Here is an 18949-nt window from a genome sequence, read left to right as displayed (position 1 = left end):
ATAAAGTAATTAGTTTGCAGCCCATTGCTGAAGAATCGTGTGGTAAGGCTTAATGAACTGTTCTTCAGTAAATTTGCCTTGTTTAATCGCCAACTGGCTGCGCTCTTCCCGGTCATAAACAATACGAGTTAATGAATAGTCCTGATGCTTCAAGCTTGGCTGGTAGGTTTTTCCTGCGACTGAATTCGCGTTATAAATCTCTGGGCGGTAGATTTTCTGGAAGGTTTCCATGGTACTAATCGTGCCGATCAGTTCCAAGTCAGTATAATCATCCAGCAGATCACCGCGATGGTAAAAGGCCAACGGCGCCACGCTATTTGGCGGCATGAAATAGCGAACTTTTAAGCCCATTTTCTCGAAATACTGATCTGTTAACGAATATTCATCCTGCTGATATTCCACGCCCAGCACCGGATGCTGATTTGCAGTTTGATGATAAGTCTTGCTGCTGGAAACGCTCAGGCAAATCACTGGCGATTTATGGAAGTTGCTGTTATAGGTATTTGAGTCCAGGAATGATTTAAAGATTTTCCCGTGCAATTCACCATAGTTTTCTGGAAGGCTAAATTGCGCCTTGTCTTTATTATGTTCCAGCAGTAATACACTAAAATCATAATCGCGCACATATGAGGAAAAATTATTTCCGACAATACCGTCAAAGCGTTGATTATTCTTATGATCCACAATATTGGTTTTCAGGATTTCGATGGTCGGGAAGGTCTCACCTTTACCTTCAACATCAATATCAACCGAAATGATTTCAAGTTCGACAGAATAACGGTCTGCTGTCGGGTTATCCCAATGCGCCAGACTATTGAAACGGTTGTTAATCATTTTTAAGGTATTGCGCAGATTCTCTTGGCGACTTTCACCTCTGGCCAAATTGGCAAAGTTGGTGGTGATCCGCGTATTGTCTGAGGGCTGATAGTTTTCATCGAAACTAATGCGCTTAATCGTAAATGTAAACTCTTTGCTCATGATGATCTGATACCCTAAATTCTGAGATAAAACCTTATTGCTTCGTTGCCCTTTCCGGATGTTCCAATTTTTTGGAGTCTCCCAGTCAATCGGATTTTCAGTCGGTTCTGATATTTGCCAAAGTGGCTTCATCAGAATCAATCCTCAGATTGTCTCGTGTGAAGAGCATGCAGTAATTTATACTTGAAACATGACATGAATAAAAATGATTTTGTTTCACTGAAAAGTGAGTGAAATTCATGTTTAGAAATTTTATGCGCTCTCACGGCCATTTCACGACCTCAGAAATTGTAAAACTTTCCTCCGGTTTACTTTCAAGGTATATCCCTTATAATTTCAGGCCTGCGCTATGGCCCAGAATTCTCCCTTTTTAAATTTTTTCATTATGTCTTTATTTTCTCAGTGCTTAGAGCAAAAGCAATTCTGTATTCTGGTGGAATATCTATGTTCTAACCGTGATACGCTGGCAGTTCCCCTAAGTCTGGCTGGCTATCCTGCCATGATGACGTTGGCTGATCGTGTGCATAGCGATGAAGACTCTGCGCCATTAGAGTTGGCACAACAATACGCGCCTGAGATTGAAAAACTTTTGCATTTTTCAGGTAAAGGTCGGGATATTCAAGAATTTGAACGCTTTCTCAATCAGGCCGAGCAGCGTGGATATCACAACCTGCTTTTACTAAGCGGCGATAAACTGAAGAATCATAATTTTGGCCGCGAAATCCCGGCGCAACGGACTCGTTATCTCGAGTCTGTGAGTGCTGTGATGGCAGCCAGACAACGGCATCTGTTTAATATCGGCGTGGCTTTTAATCCGTTTAAATATACGGAAGCAGAGCGGGATGCCCAATATCTGAAACTACATAAAAAGATCAAAGCAGGCGCAGACTTTCTGATTACCCAGCTTGGATTTGATCTGGATTGTCTTCAGCACAGTCAATCCTTTATCTCTCAGCATTACAAACAATTTCCTTTAATTGCCTGCGTCATGCCGCTGAGCTTAAAACGCGCGCAATTTATGCTGAAACATCAGGTTGCCGGACTGGTGATTCCAGCGCATATTGTGCATGTCCTGAAAAGTGAATACGAGGCTGATCCTGTTCAGGCGGAAGCAAATGTCTATGCGCGTTGTGCGCTGCAGATCCTGATCTGTAAACATCTCGGTTTTGTTGGAGTGCATTTATCAGCTTGTCATAAGCCACAAGAACAACAAAAACTGGAACAGTTTTTAAAGCAATATGAAAACTGGTCTTTAGCAACCTGTGAAAAAGCCTGGAAACAATTGTGGAAAATGGATTCAGGGCTTGAGCTTAAACCTGAGCTGGCCACTTTTTCAAAACCTGTCCCCCCAGCCCAGATTTTTAAATATAAGCAAATGCATTTAATGCATCAGCTTTTTTTTGCATCTCATGCGGCGCTCGGGGTTGGCCGTTTTATTTTTAAAGCCAATTTCTGGAATAAGGCTCGGCCTGATCAGCTTTTATTGAAAATGGAACATTGGAGCAAACATCCACTGGTGGGCTGTGAAAGTTGTGGGCACTGCCGTCTGGATGACACGCTGTATATCTGCCCTGAAACCTGTCCCAAAGGGCTTGCCAATGGTCCCTGTGGCGGGACAAGTTTAGACCGGTGCGAGTTTGGTGACCGAGAGTGTATCCATTCGGTCAAAGCCCGACTGGCGAAGCACCTAGGCCAAACCGAGCTATTGAGAAGTAAACTAATTCCTGCGATTTCAATTGAAACCCGTTATACCAGTTCATGGAAAAACTGGTTTAAACACTCAGAATCACATTGATTGTCGCCATTGTTCCAGTCTGTTCTTTACAAGACAGTTGCAGCGTAGGGCAATGCAGTGCCACGCATCATTTTTATGGCTGAGATTAGACCTGAGCAAGCGCCTCTTGTTGAGTTCATTGGGTTACGTTAATGCCACTCTAACTTTCCTCCTGACAGTAGCGTCGCACCCAAGACAACCGGCACATAAATCACCGCACCAACGATCGCCAAAGGCACAATCGCGACCCCTGTGGCCACCTCTTTGGCTTTCTTCTTAAAACTACCCTGACGATGTTGTTCCACTTTTTTCACGATGGAAATTGGATAGGGCTGTTTTAATTGATAGGGAATGGCTTGTTGATTGGCAACCTGTTGATAGATTTGCCCAGAAAGATCAATCGATGCTAAAGGATATTCACAGTTTTCAATCGGGACTAATGCCGAAGTACAGTGGGTGGTGGTTTGGGTAAAGCCCAAGGCTTTTAATTGCTGATATTCACTGGCTGGTAGCAGGCCGATGGGTTGATTATAACGAAGTCTTAAGGTGCTTTTAAACTGGGTATCAGACAGCATTTCAAATTGTATCGGTAGTTGATTCATCAAGGAGCGTTGCTCAGGACGCGTATGCTGAATGATATTAAAGACGGTTGCACCGCCCTGATCCGCTATGTAGGTATAACGTTCTCCAGCAAAAACAATCTGCTGCTGGGTTGGGGTGGTCATTTTCCCAATTGCAATAATTTTATCCTGAAGCACGGGGTGGTATGTATATTGAGGCGGAAGCGTTGAACAGGCAGTTAAACTGGTCAGGGCCACAAGCGTGAATAGTTTTTGAGCCATATTGTGTGGTATCTATTTTATTAAACTTATAAGCCTTTAATTATAGATGAATTTCGTAAATTTCTCTCATTGACTTTAGCCGCAGTAATTTCCACTCAAAATGTATTGTTGAGCGAGATCTGAGCATGCTGAAAAGTTAAAATGATGAACTGGGTGTGGAGCGGTTGCAGATGCTGGCGATGATGCAAGATCAACCGGTTCTGGAAACTGCGGATACAACTGCTCCTGTTTAGCGGGCAGCCTTTCAACAATCAATCAATATTTTCTTTAAATCTGCTACAATTACGCCAATTTTAAATTCTTTCGCACGCTCTCTGCCTCTATCTCCATTTGCAGATACAGAGGGGTGCACAAAATTGTAGATTTTTCGCATGTTTAAAGATGAATTAGCGGCACAGGTTGCCCAACGACGCACATTTGCGATCATTTCCCACCCCGATGCGGGTAAGACCACCATGACAGAGAAACTGCTGTTATGGGGTAAGGCCATTCAGGTTGCTGGGATGGTAAAAAGCCGTAAGTCTGACCGTTCTGCTACATCCGACTGGATGGAAATGGAAAAAGAGCGTGGGATTTCGATTACCACCTCGGTGATGCAATTCCCTTATAAAAAGCACACCATCAACCTGCTGGATACACCGGGACATGAAGACTTCTCGGAAGATACCTATCGTACCTTGACGGCAGTTGACTCGGCACTCATGGTGATCGATGGCGCCAAAGGTGTTGAAGAACGAACCATTAAATTGATGGAAGTGTGTCGTATGCGCGACACGCCAATCATTTCATTCGTTAACAAAATGGACCGTGAAATCCGTGAGCCATTGGAATTGCTGGATGAAATTGAAAGTGTCCTGAATATCCGTTGCGTACCGATCACCTGGCCTTTAGGGATGGGACGTGACTTTGCGGGTGTCTATAACCTGCTTGAAGACAAGCTTTATGTTTATAAAGCTGGTTTTGGTTCAACCATTACCGATATCGATGTTCGTGATGGTTATGACCATCCGGATATTCGTGAAAAAGTGGGTGAGTTGGCATGGGCTTCTTTTGAAGAATCTCTTGAGCTGGTGCAGATGGCCAATGAACCACTGGACCGTGAACTATTCTTGCAAGGCAAGCAAACCCCTGTTCTGTTTGGTACCGCATTGGGTAACTTTGCCGTGGATCATGTTCTGGATACCTTTATTAACTGGGCACCAGAACCGAAAGCACATCCAACTCAAGAACGTATGGTTGAAGCCAAAGAAGAAGGTTTTACTGGCTTTGTGTTTAAGATTCAGGCCAATATGGACCCGAAACACCGTGACCGGATTGCCTTCATGCGTATTTGCTCAGGTAAATATGAAAAAGGTCTGAAAATGAATCATGTACGTATCGGTAAAGACGTGCGTATCAGTGATGCATTGACGTTCCTTGCGGGTGAGCGTGAGCATCTGGAAGAAGCTTGGCCGGGGGATATCATTGGTTTGCACAACCACGGTACCATCCAGATCGGTGATACCTTTACCAGTGGTGAAAGCTTGCACTTTACCGGTATTCCACACTTCGCCCCTGAAATGTTCCGCCGTGTACGCTTGAAAGATCCTTTGAAATCGAAGCAATTGCAAAAAGGTTTGAAAGAATTATCTGAAGAAGGGGCAACTCAGGTATTCATGCCACAAATCAGTAATGACCTGATTGTCGGTGCAGTCGGTGTGTTACAGTTTGATGTGGTGGCCTATCGCTTAAAAGAAGAATATAAGGTGGACTGTATTTATGAGCCAGTGAGTGTTCATACGGTACGCTGGATTCACTGTGATGATGACAAAATCCTGAATGAGTTTAAGAAAAAGGCACATGATCAGCTTTCAGTTGATGGTGGCGGTCACTTAACTTATCTGGCGCCAAGCCGTGTAAACTTGCAGTTAATGCAAGAACGCTGGCCAGATATCCAGTTCCGTAACACACGAGAACACTAAACTGTATAAAAACAGCTTCTAATTAGAGGCTGTTTTTAATTGAACGACCTAAAAATAAAGGATGATGAAATGAATGCTTTAAAACCACTTTTTGCTGTCAGTGTCTTGATTGGAATGATGGCTTTAACCGCATGTGATCATCCAGATAAAAATAAAGCCGATACCGTCGAAAGTAAACCGGCTGCGGCACCAGTCGAAAAAGCTGAAGTGCTGCCGTACTTAAATATGAAAGAGGCCAAGGCGGACTATGCCTTGCCATTTTGTGAAAAGAAAAACTGTATTGATGTTGATATCCAGACGGTAAAAACGCAGGACGAATGGCTAAATGCATGGATTGCAAAAAATCAGTCCAAGGTGATCCAGCAGCAAATTGAACTGGATAAAAACCTGACGCTGCAACAGGCCATTAATGCCTATGTGAAAAAGTCAGATGAGTGGCAGGACAAGTATTCTAAAAATAAGGCCTATGAACTGCATCTGAATACCCGGATTGCTTCACAGCGCAATCAATATGTGCTGTTACAGGTGGGAGTTAATGCCCAGCAAGAAGATCTTGCGGTGAAAGATCGCTTCTATTTCTTTGTGGCAGATCGCAAGTTGCAAAAGAGTCTGAGCGTGCTGGATATGATCCAGAAAAATCAGCAAAATGCCTTAAATGATATTGTGCAGGCGCATTATCAACAATGGATTGCAAAACAATCGGCAGAAGTAAAAAAACAGGTGCCAAAAAAACTGTATTGGGGACAGGCAGACTGGTTCTTTGATGGTGAGGGTATCGGTTTACATTATCGGGCCAATGAAATTAGCAAAGATGCCCCGCAACTGGATATTTATTTAACCACTGAACAGACTCGGCAGATGCTGCAAGCTGAGATTTATCAGCAGATGTTTTAAAGCATAGGGCAGAGAATGACAGATAATGAGATATTAGAAATTATTCAAAACATTGAGGCATCAATACTTGAAGATGAAGCAATGGCTAAGTTTAGAAGTTTTGGTGAAGTGGCGTTATATGCAAATCCTCAAGGCTATTTAAAGATTGCAGTTGAAATGCTAAAGAGCGCAATTGGCCAGCCAGCGGATTTACATTCTTTATTTAGCCAAGACAGTGATTTCGAAATTGATTTTTTAGTGCAGAGTGAAGATGAGTTAGATTTCCTATCAAAATAATGTAGAGTTTTAAGTTTCGTATAGAAATTGCATGTGCTTCTAGCAGTTTTGCATTAACTTCGATAGCATTTAAAAATCTTGTGTAATAACAATGCTTATAGGTCTCAGATGAAAACATTTTATAAATATAGCGTTCTTGCATGTGCTGTTTTGCTTGCAGCCTGCCAGCCTAAATCGGAGCCAAAACAATCACAGGATAAGCCGCAAGATCCACCTGCTGTACAACAGCAGGCTGAACCGGTTTTACAAGGCGAAACGGTTAAGATTCCGGTAAAACTCCCTGAATGTAAGGGCAATACCTGTCCTGACTTTACGGTTGAGCGTTTGCAAAGTAATTTCCCGTTTATCGATCAGTTGCTTGATCAGCAAATTCTTGAACAGCTTGGCAAAATGCTTGAGGTGGTCGATGCGGATGCACCGGCTGCTTCAACCGCAAAAAGCACTGGAGCAAAATCCGATCTGGACAGTCAGGCCCAGTTATATGCAGATTCATTTGTCAAAATTGATGAAGAGTTAAAAGCGTTAAGTAGCAGCCACCAGATCAGCTTAATGATCAAGCCAAAGATCTTGCAGCCGAAAGGTAAACTGGCAACCGTAGTTCTGAATAGCAGCAGTTATTTAGGTGGGGCGCATGGCGCAACCTCGCAGCGTTATTACAACTTTGATCTGGCAAATCAGAAACAGGTGCAGTTACAGGATCTGTTATTGCCAAAACAGAAAGCGACCTTAGACAAGCTGGCTCATGAAGCGTTTAAAACCTGGATTGTGGATTCCAAACTGGCCACAGATCCTAAGGAATACGAACAGGCTTGGCCATTTCAGGTGACAGATAATTTCTTATTGGGCGAACAGGGCTTGATCCTGCAATATGGCGAATATGATATTGGCCCGTATGTGGTCGGTTTGCCGCGTCTGGTGATTCCATTTAGTGAATTACAAGGGGTATTAAAACCTGAGTATTTGCCAAAAGTGGACGCACCAGCTGCCTCTACACCTGTCGCAAAAGAGAGCAAGTAAGCGCTGATGCAACTGTTCGATACCCATACCCATTTTGATGTTGCCGATTTTGATCATGATCGGCAACATCTGGCTGTGCAGGCCAAACGGGTGGGGGTCGAGGCATTGGTATTAATCGGGTTTCTGCAATCACGATTCGATGAGTTGATTCAGACCCATCAGCAATTACAAGGCTGGGAGCATGTACCGCAGTCTTATCTGGCGCCCGGTTTACATCCCTTTTATATTGAACAGCATCAGCCAGAACATTTACAGGATTTAGAACAGATTTTGCAGCAGCTTGATTGTGTAGCAATCGGTGAAATTGGTCTGGATACCTTTTTAAAACAACATAAACAGCCAGAATTATTGAGCAAACAGCAGCATTATTTTATTGAGCAATTACAACTTGCCAAGCAATATCAAAAACCGGTGCTGTTGCATATCCGTAAAGCACATGCTGAAACCATTGCGATTTTAAAGGCGCAAAAATTCAAGTTAGGCGGGATTGCCCACGCTTTCAGTGGCGGTGTAGAAGAAGCCAAAGCCATGATCAAGCTGGGCTTTAAAATCGGCATCACCGGGCAAATTACCAATCCCAATGCAAAAAAACTGCATCAGGTGGTGCATGCCATTGGTCCCGAACATCTGGTGATTGAAACCGATTGCCCGGATATGACGCCGTTGTGCTGTCAGACTTCAACCGAACATCGAACCCGCAATACGCCTGTCAATTTACCTTATGTGTTAGACAGCTTAGCGCAAATACTTGAGCTACCCCAAGCACAACTTGCCCAGCAACTGTGGCAAAACTCATGCACAGCCTTGCGTCTCGAATAACAACCATAATCCCGTTAAAAATAAGGTAACTAAAAGGGAACACATCCATTCCCAAACAGGGTTACATTAAACAGAGAACTTCATAATAAACAATCAGCCAATACTGGGAGGGTAACCTGATGGCCAGATATAGCAAAATCAATAGTTTCAATGCATTACAAACACTTACCGTCGGTTCTAAATCTTATCAAATTTTTAACCTTCCGCATGCAGCACAGACACTGGGTAATATTGACCGCCTACCCAAGTCACTCAAGGTTTTGCTAGAAAATTTACTGCGCTTTGAAGATGGAAAAAGTGTAAAAGTCGAGCATATTCAGGCACTGGTGGACTGGCAGAAAAGCAAACGTTCAGATCAGGAAATTCAATATCGTCCTGCCCGGGTATTGATGCAGGATTTCACCGGTGTACCTGCGGTGGTCGATCTGGCTGCCATGCGTGCAGCCATGGCGCAGGCCGGGGGGGATCCAAACCGGATTAATCCGCTTTCCCCGGTGGATCTGGTTATTGACCATTCGGTGATGGTGGATCATTTCGCCAATGATCAGGCTTTTGCCGAGAATGTCGAAATTGAGATGCAACGTAACGGTGAACGTTATCAATTCCTGCGTTGGGGGCAGTCTGCGTTTAATAACTTTAGCGTGGTACCCCCGGGCACCGGAATTTGTCATCAGGTTAATCTGGAATATCTGGCACAAGCAGTGTGGCTAGGAGAAGATGAAGGGCAGGATTTTGCTTTTCCGGATACCTTGGTCGGCACAGATTCACATACCACCATGATTAACGGATTAGGTGTGCTTGGTTGGGGCGTTGGCGGGATTGAAGCCGAAGCGGCCATGCTGGGGCAACCGGTATCGATGTTGATTCCAGAAGTGATCGGCTTCAAATTGACCGGCAAACTGAACGAAGGTATTACCGCAACCGATCTGGTGTTGACCATTACCCAGATGCTACGTCAAAAAGGCGTGGTGGGTAAATTTGTAGAGTTCTATGGCGATGGTCTGGCCGATTTGCCTTTGGCGGATCGTGCCACCATTGCCAATATGGCGCCAGAGTATGGCGCGACCTGCGGTTTCTTTCCGATTGATGAAGTTACACTCGGCTATTTAGCCCTGACAGGTCGTCAACAACAACGGATTGATCTGGTTGAGGCCTATAGCAAAGCACAGGGCCTATGGCGTAATGCCGGAGATGAACCGGTTTTCACCGATACTCTGAGTCTGGATATGAGCACGGTACAAGCCAGTCTGGCTGGACCAAAACGTCCGCAAGATCGTGTATTACTGTCTGATGTACCGAAAACCTTTAATGCCCTGATGGAACTGACACTAAAACCAGCGAAAGAAGCCAAAGAACGTCTGGAAAATGAAGGTGGCGGCGGTACGGCAGTAGAGGCACAGAAAGCCAATCTGGGGCATGAACAGCCGTCTTGTACCATTGACGGAAAATCTTATCCTTTAAATGATGGTGATGTGGTGATTTCTGCGATTACCTCGTGTACCAATACCTCTAACCCAAGCGTGATGCTGGCGGCAGGTCTACTGGCCAAAAAAGCGATCGAAAAAGGTTTGCAACGTAAACCCTGGGTCAAAAGCTCACTGGCACCTGGCTCTAAAGTGGTAACCGATTATCTGGCGGCAGCAGGTTTAACCCCTTATCTGGATCAATTGGGATATAACCTGGTGGGTTATGGGTGTACCACCTGTATCGGTAACTCGGGGCCGTTGCCTGATCCGATTGAAGCCGCCATTCAGTGTCATGACTTAAATGTGGCATCGGTACTGTCAGGTAACCGTAACTTTGAAGGTCGCGTACATCCACTGGTGAAAACTAACTGGCTGGCATCACCACCGCTGGTCGTGGCCTATGGTTTAACTGGCAATATCCGGACTGACTTAACCACGCAACCGATTGGGCAAGGCAAAGACGGACAGGATGTTTACCTAAAAGATATCTGGCCAAGCCAGTCCGAAATTGATGCCGTGCTACAGAAAGTGAATACCGAGATGTTCCATAAAGAATATGCTGCGGTATTTGATGGCGATGCAACCTGGCAAGCGATCCAGATTCCACAGAGCCAGACTTATGCTTGGCAAAATAACTCCACCTATATTCGTCATCCGCCATTCTTTGAGGAGATTAACCAGCCGCCGAAAGCCATCGCTAATATTGAACAGGCCAATATTCTGGCGGTACTGGGAGACTCGGTCACCACCGATCATATTTCACCTGCAGGCAATATCAAGAAAGACAGTCCTGCCGGGCGTTATTTACAGGATCAGGGTGTAGAACCAAAAGACTTTAACTCCTATGGATCGCGACGTGGTAATCACGAAGTGATGATGCGCGGTACCTTTGCCAATATCCGCATTAAAAACGAGATGCTGGGTGGTGAAGAGGGTGGTATTACCCTGTATATTCCGACAGGCGAAAAGATGTCGATTTACGATGCTGCCATGCGTTATCAGCAACAGCACACACCATTGGTGATTATTGCAGGTAAGGAATATGGGACTGGCTCATCACGCGACTGGGCTGCCAAAGGAACCAACTTACTGGGTGTCAAAGCCGTAATTGCCGAAAGTTTTGAACGCATTCACCGCTCGAATCTGGTGGGGATGGGCGTGTTGCCATTGCAGTTTGTGGATGGGCAAACCCGTCAGTCCCTGAATTTAACTGGGCATGAAACCATTTCTATCCATGGCTTGTCCGATGATATTCAACCGCACCAGACACTGGATGTTGAGGTCGTTCGGGAAGATGGTAGTCAGGCCAAATTTAAGGTGCTATGTCGAATCGATACCTTGAATGAAGTGGAATACTTTAAGGCAGGCGGTATTCTGCATTATGTTTTACGCAATTTGATTGCTGCTTAATTGAAGTGGGCCCTGTATATTTACAGGGCTCTTCCATTTCAGAATTTAGCTAAATCTAAATAACTTCTTCAGGCTAAAGCTCGGCTTCAACGACCAAACATCCCAACGATTAAAATATAGTGAGTCTTCCTCGAAGAAATCACTCGATTGTTTTTTGTGAAGTTTTAATACTTTTGCACCTTCCTCTACAGAAAAAGTTTGATTCTCTAACAGGGTTGGATTCTCTATCAGTAAATAGAGTAAAAACTGATTCAAGACATAGGAGGCATGTTCTACTTTTAAGTTGATACAGCCGTCAGCTTTGCCAAATTGATGCATGCCACAAGAATAAAGTGAGTCCTGATCGAAAACAGTGGGAACAAATGCTTTATATAAATCAAATAGATTCTCTGCATCAAAGTTCAGCCAGTCCGATCGAAGGTGAGTCACTCCAGACGTTTCAACTTTAATGGCTAATCCACCGGCTTTAAGTAGCGCCTGACCCAGTAACAGCGCTTGTTGTGCTAAGGCTATTGATCCGGCTTTGCAAATCACATAAATCACCATCTGATGTTGCTCGATTTGTTGTAGCTCTTGTTCTGAAAAGCGATCCATACTTTGCTGCCTAAATACTTGGCTTACACTAGGATCGTTTTTATGCTCTTCAATTTCAGCAAAATAATCACTGGCTAACGCTTTAATGATTAGTCCTGCGTAAATATAGCCTGTGTCATGGGTCAATAGCGCCTGTAATAAGGCTGAATGATTTTGCCAGATACCTGGAATACATAAGATAATGTCCTGTTGATCTTGTTTATCCATAATCATATTTTCGAATCAATTATTTTTTTATCATACAATACTCCTTATTAAACTCTGCCTTTATTTGCGATATGTAGTTACTCAAAATACGTGAGAAATTTGTTTTAAATGGTGGAGTGATCTCTTTTTAAATTAAATCTATTTGGATTGCCAATTGTTGATATTAAGTTCTGCCTGAGAACGGATTAAACTTCTCATAAATTGTTTAGCAAGATCAAAGCAGGTCTTTTATCTTTTTTATTTAAATTTGAGCTGCTTAGAGTTAAGGTGTTAGTAATCAATCATTCAGGAAGATGGTTTTGAACCAGTTACCGCGATATGTTTATTATTTATTGGTTGCCCAAGCATTTAATTTAATTGCAGCAGTATTGTCGGTCACAGTTTCAGCCATTGTCGGTTTAAAACTTGCGCCCACGCAGGCCTTGGCAACCATACCCTATGGCTTGCAATTTCTGGCCATGTTACTGACGACGTTTATCTTTTCATTTCTGATGAAAAAACTGGGTCGACATATCGTATTCCAGTTTGGGTGTATTTGTCTTTTCTTCGCGGGCGTACTGGGCTATCTGGCCTTACAACATGAACAGTTTGATCTATTGTGTCTCAGTCATTTTTCGCTAGGTTTATTCATTTCCACAGCTAACTTTTACCGTTTTGCAGCTTCGGATCGTCTGGCGCCAGATTTAATTCCAAAAGCGACGGCGATGGTAATTTCGGGTGGTGTGGTGGCCGCTGTGATTGCACCAATATTGGCGATTCAGTTTCAACAGCTACAAGGCTTACCTGATTTTACCGCGATCTATTGCATTTTCAGTGTATTGGCGCTGTTGCTATCACCCATTTTATATCTCTGGAATCGCAAGTTTAAATTACAACAGGCCCAGCAGGTGGTAACTGATTTAATACCGCGTGCCAAACTCCCGGTCAATCTGATTGCTGCTGCCATGATCAGTGGTGCATTTGCCTATTATGTGATGAATGTCATGATGATTATGTCTTCCTTACAGTTAAAGCAACATCATAGCTTTCATTACGCCTCAATCTCGATCCAACTGCATGTTCTGGCCATGTTTATTCCTTCGTTCTTTGTGTCGAAGCTGATCCAGCGTTGGGGGATTAATCGGACGATTTATACGGGTTTTATTTTACTGATGTTGTCGTCTTTGATTCCGATGCTGGGACAAAAGGGAATTTATATGAATGTTGCATTAATTGTGCTGGGTGTGGGCTGGAACTTCGCGTATTCAGGTGCTTCGACTTTACTGGCTGGATTAAATGAACAGCAAAAGCATCGCGTACAAGGGCTGAATGAAACCATGATTGCCTTGTGCGCCACCTTGGGTGCATTCTTGCCAGCACCGATTTTGACCCAACTGGGCTGGATGAATGCCAACCTGCTGGCTTTAGTGTTGAGTGCCGCTATTTTTGTCATATTTATTGTGCTCAGCCGACGCAGCTAATCGATAACAGGTGGCTTATCTTCCTCACCCAAACCGACTAAAACACGTTAAAATAACGCTTTGCTGAACTGTATAGATCACTGCTGATATGACTGATGTACCTGTAAATGATGAATATGACCGCCGTTTTGCTGGTGTGGCCAAAATTTATGGAGAAGATGCCTTTGCCCATTACGAGCAAAGCCATGTCATGGTCATCGGCATTGGTGGTGTCGGCAGTTGGGCAGTGGAAGCACTGGCACGTACAGGGATTGGCGAACTCACCTTGGTGGATATGGATGTGGTGGCAGCATCGAATATTAACCGTCAATTGCCAGCGATGAGTTCGACACTAGGGCAAGAAAAAATCGAAGTGATGGCAGAGCGGTGCCGTCAAATTAATCCACGTATGCAAGTGAATGTGATTGATGACTATCTCACACCTGAAAATGTCAAAGAAATCCTTAATCCGGTGCCGACCCTCATTTTAGATTGTATTGATGATGTCAAAGCCAAGCTTGCCTTGATGTTGCATTGTCGCTTTAACAAGATTCCCTTGATTGTTTCCGGCGGTGCAGGCGGTAAGCTCGATCCGCTGAAAATCCGTGTCGCAGACTTATCCAAGACCGAGCAAGACCCGATGTTGGCAAAGTTGCGTACCCAACTTCGTTCCATGGGGATTTGCAAAAAGCCAAAAGAGAAATTTGGCATCACTTGTGTTTATTCGATCGATAATCCATTTTCGAGTGCAGAGGTGTGTCCAAGCGCTGGTCTACGTTGTGGAGGCTATGGTTCAGCCGTAGTGGTGACGTCAAGTTTTGCGATGGTTGCCGTTGCGGAAGTCCTGAAAAAACTGGATAAGCTCAGGACTTAAATTCTTATTGGATTGATTATGCTTGTGGATATTGCGGTGCTAAGCGGTAATAGCTGTAAGTGACATTGGGATCTTTATAAACGTCATAGCTGGTCTGTTTAAAATCAGAGACCCACTGTGAACCGGTAAAGCCGGCAATGTGACCGTAACGATGCTTTTTGGTGCGGTGAATAATATAAATATCACCTGGCTGAGGATTGTTAAACTCAGGGCTAATCTGCTGATAACCGATCTGTTGTAAGGTACGTCCCCAGTCCGAAGCGGCAACAGGATGTTGTACGATATTGGCACCTGCAGACTGTAAAGCGATTCTGACAAATTTGGCACATTGAGATGAGCTGCGATAAGACGCGCGTTTAGCCAGTTTTTGCGAGAATTTACTCACATCAATTGCTGGTACTGATGGCGCCTTCGGCATTTCTCGATAAGGAATAACCACCTGCTGAGCAGGGGGGTGAATCATACTGTGATCAACTGAAGGTACATCATAAATCATTGTGAATCTCTACCGCATTTTCAAAACAACTGAACGTGTGCCAGAATCTATTACGCGGCACATGGTAAGCGATAAATCTCAAAAAAACCAAAATGTAATGTAATAATATAACAAATTTTTGAATTTATAATGAATTCTTAATCAATATTTATTGAAGATTTACTTAATTATAAGCAAGTTATGTGACACACAATAAAAAATTTCAGATTTGTAAAATCATATTTCACAGTGTGAAGTGTGTCACGTTTTTGGGAGGTTCACTCAAGCTTGATGTACTTTTAGATAATCTTCGGTACGCTGCATGGCGGCCTGAATATTTTGAATGGCCGTTTCAATATCGCTTATGGTTTTTGCATTGCCGCCACTGAGTGCCTGACGCCATTTTCGTGCGCCCGGCAAGTTCTGGAATAGACCTAAAATATGACGGGTGATAATCGATAATGGAGCGCCTTCTGCAACGCGTTGATGAATATACGGCATCATTTGCTGCATGATCTCAAAACGATCAGGCGCTTCCAGATTCCATAGTTGTCCCATCTCCGCCAATAAATACGGATTATGGTAGGCCTCACGACCAATCATCACTCCATCAACATGCTGTAAATGCTGCTGGGTTTCTGCAAAGGTTTTAATCCCGCCATTGATTTCAATGGTCAGGTGAGGACGTTCCAGTTTCAGACGATACACATCTTCATAACGTAAAGGGGGAACATCCCGGTTTTCTTTCGGTGATAAACCTTGCAAGATCGCAATACGCGCATGCACGATAAAATGCGTACAACCTGTTGCTGCGACAGTATCGACAAAATGCAGCATTTCTTCATAAGACTGCATATCATCAATCCCGATACGATGTTTCACAGTGACCGGAATTGACACGGCTTTTTGCATGCTATGAATACATTCGGCGACCAGATGAGGCTCCGCCATCAGGCAGGCACCAATTTTATTATTCTGAACGCGATCACTTGGACAGCCGACATTCAAGTTGACTTCATCATAACCCCAATCCTCTGCCATTTTGCTACAGGTCGCGAGTTCTTGTGGGTTTGAACCACCCAGCTGTAACACGATCGGGTGTTCTTCTTTGTTGAAGTCGAGATGGCGATTGGCGCCGCCGTAAATAATCGCACCTGTCGTCACCATTTCGGTATAGAGCACCACATTGGGGTTAAACAGGCGTGCAAAGAAACGATAGTCTTTTGTTGTCCAATCCATCATTGGCGCAACGGAAATACGTGGCTGTAATGATTCTAGTGATGGCATAAACGGCTCTCGGATGTGGACAAGAAAAGAAAGGGCAGCATTATACGAGTTTTAGCAAAATTTCACCAATGCTGATCCCGATCACTTCAATTTTTAAGCATAAACAGCCAGATTCAAGACGCTACAATCTGGTTTTGCTTGGTCGTAACATAATCTATAAAACTAAATAGCATGCAGGCCAACACCAGACTGAAGCCTGCCAGACAGGTTGCACTCCAGCCGCCATGATTCCAGGCAAAAATTCCCAAAGCCGATCCGCCAGCGCCGCCAGTGAAGTAGGCGGTCATATAAATGGCATTAATCCGTGATTTGGCATCGGGGCGTAACCGGAAAATAATACTCTGGTTACTGGTATGGACTAATGCTAAAGCTAACTGGATTAATGCAAATCCAAGAATATAGCTCACTAAAACCGTTTGACCGAAATAGAAAAATATCCAGCTGAGAATGAATAAGGCACAACCGATCCAGGTCAGTCGGCTGGTATAGCCCTGATCTGCATATTTACCAATATATTGGGTAGAAAGTGCCCCAAAAATACCAACCAGTGGCACCATACCAATCAGCAGGTCTTGTAGATGATGGGCTGAAGTCAGCAACAGGGCGATGGTTGAATATAAAATACTGACCGCGGCAAAGGCAAACCCCCCAGCAAGTGCGCGCAACACCAAACGCTTTTCTTGCTTCAGCAGTTGCGCCATGGAGACAAAAACCTGACCATAATTCAGCTTCATACGCATGACATAAGGCAGGCGGCTTTTTAAGGCATAGGCCAGAATCAACATCAGAATGCCACTGACCACATAAATGACTTTCCAGTGAAACAGGTTGGAAAATAATCCTGCAAGACTGGTTGAAAGCAAGATACCGACCAGTAAACCACTCATCAAAAAGCCAATCACTTCGCCTGTTTTTTCAGGTTTTACCGTCATGGTGGCCAGCGGAATCAGCACTTGAGCTGCCACTGAAAACAGGCCAGCCATCACCGTGCCCAACCACAACATCGGTAAATTTACTGAAAAGGCACTGATGAATAAGCCAATAGCACATAATCCCATCAATAAAGGAATAAATCGGGTTTTGTTAACCACATCGCCCATTGGCACAATGAACAACAGGCCGAGTGCATAGGACACTTGCGCAAAGGTGACGGTCAGGGCTGCCTGACCTTCGCTCACCGAAAAATATTGCTGAATCGAATGAATCAAAGGCTGACTATAATAGTTGGCGCCCGCACATAAACCGCACGCTGCCGCCATAAACCAAAGTAAAGTTTTATTTTGACTGATATCTTCTTGGGGGATAGACATAGGATTCTCTGTTCTGATTTATGCGGTATAAGCGGTAGCTTCGATTTCGACTTGCATGTTTTCTAGGGCTAGCGCAGGTACAGGAATCAGGGTGCAGGCTGGAAATGCCTGATTTTTCCATAAAGCTTGTATGATCGCGACCAGCGCCTGAAGCTTATCAGCATCATGATCGACGACCAGAATACGTAGCACGGCAATATCTGACAGCTGGGCCTGGGCTGAAGCTAAAGCCTGCTGAATATTATAGAAGACTTGTTGTACCTGTTGGTCAAAATATTCTGACAGCTCGCCATTTTTATTTTCGCCACCTTGACCTGCGATATGAATCATCCGCATATTGGGCTTTACAATCGCGACGTGACTATAACCATTGCGATGCGGGTCATAGAGTGCATCGGGGTTGATTAATTGAAATGCATCGGTATGGGGCTGATTCATGGCTAAAACTCATTCTGGTTGCTGTGGTATGTTAGTATCAAAGCTCAAGTTAACTAGAGGTCAAGCAGATTTTGAAACAACAATTACAGACTTGGCTGAGTATTGGCGAACTGGCGAAAAGAAGTGGTGTTTCAGTGCCAACCATCCGTTTTTATGAAGAAAAAGAATTGATCTGGGGCACGCGAACGGCAGGTAACCAACGCCGTTATCAACGGGCGATGTTGAGAAGGATTGCCATTATTAAAGCAGCCCAGCAAGTCGGGATCAGCTTGCAACAGATGAAAGAGAGTTTTGCGACCCTGCCGAAGCAGCAAGTGGCCACGAAAAAAGATTGGCAGGTCATGTCACAACAATGGCAGGGACAACTCGATCAGCAAATCATGATGTTGCTTCAGCTACGTCAACAACTGGATCAATGTATTGGTTGTGGCTGCCTGTCTTTGCAACAATGTCCATTAAGAAACCCAGAAGATTGTCTCGCAGAAGAGGCAATGGGAGCACATTTTCAGGAAATTTTATTATTGCTGAATCAGAAGGATGAAGCGAATCATTGAGTTGTTTAATATTTGCACCAATATTGTGCAAAAATACGGCTTTTGCTAGACAAAACCATACAAATATCACTTGAAAAAATGCCTGCTCAAGTTTTTACATTTCTTTTTGGTTTTTCTGAGGGTTTATCACAATTCAATTCAGATTTATTGATAAGAGAATTTGTCATTTCATCACAAGTCATCCAGCAAGTATTGCTGACATATTCATAAAGAAGTCGCCGAAACGACCAAGAGAAAAGCAAGAGAAGCCAATCCCACTCCCCAGCAGCATGTCTATGATGCTGATTCAACCCATTATTTTTGAATAGCCACAATAAAAACCAAAGGACTATAA

17 protein-coding genes are annotated in these 18949 nt (G+C 44.0%); 10 read left to right on the top strand and 7 right to left on the bottom strand.

Going from position 1 to position 18949, the window contains the following annotated elements; translation table 11 throughout:
* Positions 1 to 9: 9 nt before the first annotated feature.
* Positions 10 to 978, bottom strand: a complete 969-nt coding sequence (locus J699_RS01670; RefSeq protein ID WP_005228639.1) for a DUF1852 domain-containing protein — start codon at positions 976 to 978, stop codon at positions 10 to 12.
* A gap of 385 nt (positions 979 to 1363) precedes the next feature.
* Between J699_RS01670 and J699_RS01675 the strand changes: the two genes are divergently transcribed.
* Positions 1364 to 2773 carry a methylenetetrahydrofolate reductase C-terminal domain-containing protein gene (locus J699_RS01675; RefSeq protein WP_032882979.1) on the top strand — a complete coding sequence of 470 codons (1410 nt, stop codon included), beginning with the start codon at positions 1364 to 1366 and terminating at the stop codon, positions 2771 to 2773.
* A gap of 128 nt (positions 2774 to 2901) precedes the next feature.
* Here the strand turns inward: J699_RS01675 and J699_RS01680 are convergent, their stop codons facing one another.
* Positions 2902 to 3594, bottom strand: coding sequence for a hypothetical protein (locus tag J699_RS01680; protein WP_032871077.1), 693 nt, complete (start codon positions 3592 to 3594; stop codon positions 2902 to 2904).
* Positions 3595 to 3965: 371 nt separating this feature from the next.
* On the opposite strand from J699_RS01680, the gene J699_RS01685 reads away from it, so the two are divergent.
* The 6 genes from J699_RS01685 to acnA all read left to right on the top strand — a co-directional run bounded on the left by J699_RS01685 (position 3966) and on the right by acnA (position 11437).
* A complete protein-coding gene (locus J699_RS01685; RefSeq protein WP_005283326.1) occupies positions 3966 to 5555 on the top strand; it encodes a peptide chain release factor 3 in 1590 nt (529 codons plus the stop codon).
* 69 nt (positions 5556 to 5624) lie between these two features.
* The gene (locus J699_RS01690; protein ID WP_171070895.1) at positions 5625 to 6449 is read left to right on the top strand and encodes a hypothetical protein; all 825 of its coding nucleotides are present in this window, start codon (positions 5625 to 5627) and stop codon (positions 6447 to 6449) included.
* 15 nt (positions 6450 to 6464) lie between these two features.
* On the top strand, positions 6465 to 6725 hold the full coding sequence (locus tag J699_RS01695; protein WP_032871082.1) for a hypothetical protein: 261 nt from the start codon (positions 6465 to 6467) through the stop codon (positions 6723 to 6725).
* Between the two features lie 108 nt (positions 6726 to 6833).
* On the top strand, positions 6834 to 7742 hold the full coding sequence (locus J699_RS01700) for an RsiV family protein (RefSeq protein ID WP_032871084.1): 909 nt from the start codon (positions 6834 to 6836) through the stop codon (positions 7740 to 7742).
* A 6-nt stretch (positions 7743 to 7748) separates the two neighbouring features.
* Positions 7749 to 8561 (top strand): TatD family hydrolase, encoded by an 813-nt coding sequence (locus J699_RS01705; protein ID WP_032871086.1) that lies wholly within the window; start codon positions 7749 to 7751, stop codon positions 8559 to 8561.
* A 119-nt stretch (positions 8562 to 8680) separates the two neighbouring features.
* Positions 8681 to 11437, top strand: a complete 2757-nt coding sequence (gene acnA, locus J699_RS01710) for an aconitate hydratase AcnA (protein WP_032871088.1) — start codon at positions 8681 to 8683, stop codon at positions 11435 to 11437.
* A 45-nt stretch (positions 11438 to 11482) separates the two neighbouring features.
* Here acnA and J699_RS01715 read toward each other — a convergent pair whose 3' ends face one another.
* On the bottom strand, positions 11483 to 12244 hold the full coding sequence (locus J699_RS01715; protein ID WP_079281828.1) for a hypothetical protein: 762 nt from the start codon (positions 12242 to 12244) through the stop codon (positions 11483 to 11485).
* Positions 12245 to 12531: 287 nt separating this feature from the next.
* Between J699_RS01715 and J699_RS01720 the strand changes: the two genes are divergently transcribed.
* Together J699_RS01720 and J699_RS01725 are read left to right on the top strand one after the other, a co-directional pair.
* Positions 12532 to 13698, top strand: a complete 1167-nt coding sequence (locus J699_RS01720) for an MFS transporter (RefSeq protein ID WP_032871091.1) — start codon at positions 12532 to 12534, stop codon at positions 13696 to 13698.
* Positions 13699 to 13786: 88 nt separating this feature from the next.
* Complete coding sequence (locus tag J699_RS01725) at positions 13787 to 14551, top strand: ThiF family adenylyltransferase (protein ID WP_032871094.1); 765 nt, start codon at positions 13787 to 13789, stop codon at positions 14549 to 14551.
* A 16-nt stretch (positions 14552 to 14567) separates the two neighbouring features.
* Here the strand turns inward: J699_RS01725 and J699_RS01730 are convergent, their stop codons facing one another.
* From J699_RS01730 to J699_RS01745, 4 genes are all read right to left on the bottom strand, one after another.
* On the bottom strand, positions 14568 to 15047 hold the full coding sequence (locus J699_RS01730) for a CHAP domain-containing protein (RefSeq protein ID WP_005228709.1): 480 nt from the start codon (positions 15045 to 15047) through the stop codon (positions 14568 to 14570).
* Positions 15048 to 15308: 261 nt separating this feature from the next.
* A complete protein-coding gene (gene dusA, locus J699_RS01735) occupies positions 15309 to 16313 on the bottom strand; it encodes a tRNA dihydrouridine(20/20a) synthase DusA (protein ID WP_032871097.1) in 1005 nt (334 codons plus the stop codon).
* Positions 16314 to 16426: 113 nt separating this feature from the next.
* Positions 16427 to 17623, bottom strand: coding sequence for an MFS transporter (locus J699_RS01740; protein ID WP_032871099.1), 1197 nt, complete (start codon positions 17621 to 17623; stop codon positions 16427 to 16429).
* An 18-nt stretch (positions 17624 to 17641) separates the two neighbouring features.
* Positions 17642 to 18061, bottom strand: coding sequence for a RidA family protein (locus tag J699_RS01745; RefSeq protein ID WP_005228715.1), 420 nt, complete (start codon positions 18059 to 18061; stop codon positions 17642 to 17644).
* A gap of 68 nt (positions 18062 to 18129) precedes the next feature.
* Here J699_RS01745 and soxR point away from each other — a divergent pair, with 68 nt between their 5' ends.
* The gene (gene soxR / locus J699_RS01750) at positions 18130 to 18615 is read left to right on the top strand and encodes a redox-sensitive transcriptional activator SoxR (protein ID WP_104021910.1); all 486 of its coding nucleotides are present in this window, start codon (positions 18130 to 18132) and stop codon (positions 18613 to 18615) included.
* Positions 18616 to 18949: the final 334 nt, after the last annotated feature.

The organism is Acinetobacter sp. 1000160 (assembly GCF_000588715.1).
Classification (GTDB): domain Bacteria; phylum Pseudomonadota; class Gammaproteobacteria; order Pseudomonadales; family Moraxellaceae; genus Acinetobacter; species Acinetobacter courvalinii.
Note: the sequence above shows the minus strand (reverse complement) of the source record. Positions and strands in the feature narration are given on the sequence as shown.

Coding starts and splice junctions, on each gene's coding strand:
- J699_RS01700 (WP_032871084.1), top strand. CDS start 6,834: ATGAAAACATTTTATAAATATAGCGTTCTTGCATGTGCTGTTTTGCTT.
- J699_RS01725 (WP_032871094.1), top strand. CDS start 13,787: ATGACTGATGTACCTGTAAATGATGAATATGACCGCCGTTTTGCTGGT.
- J699_RS01715 (WP_079281828.1), bottom strand. CDS start 12,244: ATGATTATGGATAAACAAGATCAACAGGACATTATCTTATGTATTCCA.
- J699_RS01740 (WP_032871099.1), bottom strand. CDS start 17,623: ATGTCTATCCCCCAAGAAGATATCAGTCAAAATAAAACTTTACTTTGG.
- J699_RS01685 (WP_005283326.1), top strand. CDS start 3,966: ATGTTTAAAGATGAATTAGCGGCACAGGTTGCCCAACGACGCACATTT.
- J699_RS01675 (WP_032882979.1), top strand. CDS start 1,364: ATGTCTTTATTTTCTCAGTGCTTAGAGCAAAAGCAATTCTGTATTCTG.
- J699_RS01720 (WP_032871091.1), top strand. CDS start 12,532: ATGGTTTTGAACCAGTTACCGCGATATGTTTATTATTTATTGGTTGCC.
- J699_RS01690 (WP_171070895.1), top strand. CDS start 5,625: ATGAATGCTTTAAAACCACTTTTTGCTGTCAGTGTCTTGATTGGAATG.
- J699_RS01695 (WP_032871082.1), top strand. CDS start 6,465: ATGACAGATAATGAGATATTAGAAATTATTCAAAACATTGAGGCATCA.
- J699_RS01745 (WP_005228715.1), bottom strand. CDS start 18,061: ATGAATCAGCCCCATACCGATGCATTTCAATTAATCAACCCCGATGCA.
- dusA (WP_032871097.1), bottom strand. CDS start 16,313: ATGCCATCACTAGAATCATTACAGCCACGTATTTCCGTTGCGCCAATG.
- J699_RS01680 (WP_032871077.1), bottom strand. CDS start 3,594: ATGGCTCAAAAACTATTCACGCTTGTGGCCCTGACCAGTTTAACTGCC.
- J699_RS01730 (WP_005228709.1), bottom strand. CDS start 15,047: ATGATTTATGATGTACCTTCAGTTGATCACAGTATGATTCACCCCCCT.
- J699_RS01705 (WP_032871086.1), top strand. CDS start 7,749: ATGCAACTGTTCGATACCCATACCCATTTTGATGTTGCCGATTTTGAT.
- J699_RS01670 (WP_005228639.1), bottom strand. CDS start 978: ATGAGCAAAGAGTTTACATTTACGATTAAGCGCATTAGTTTCGATGAA.
- acnA (WP_032871088.1), top strand. CDS start 8,681: ATGGCCAGATATAGCAAAATCAATAGTTTCAATGCATTACAAACACTT.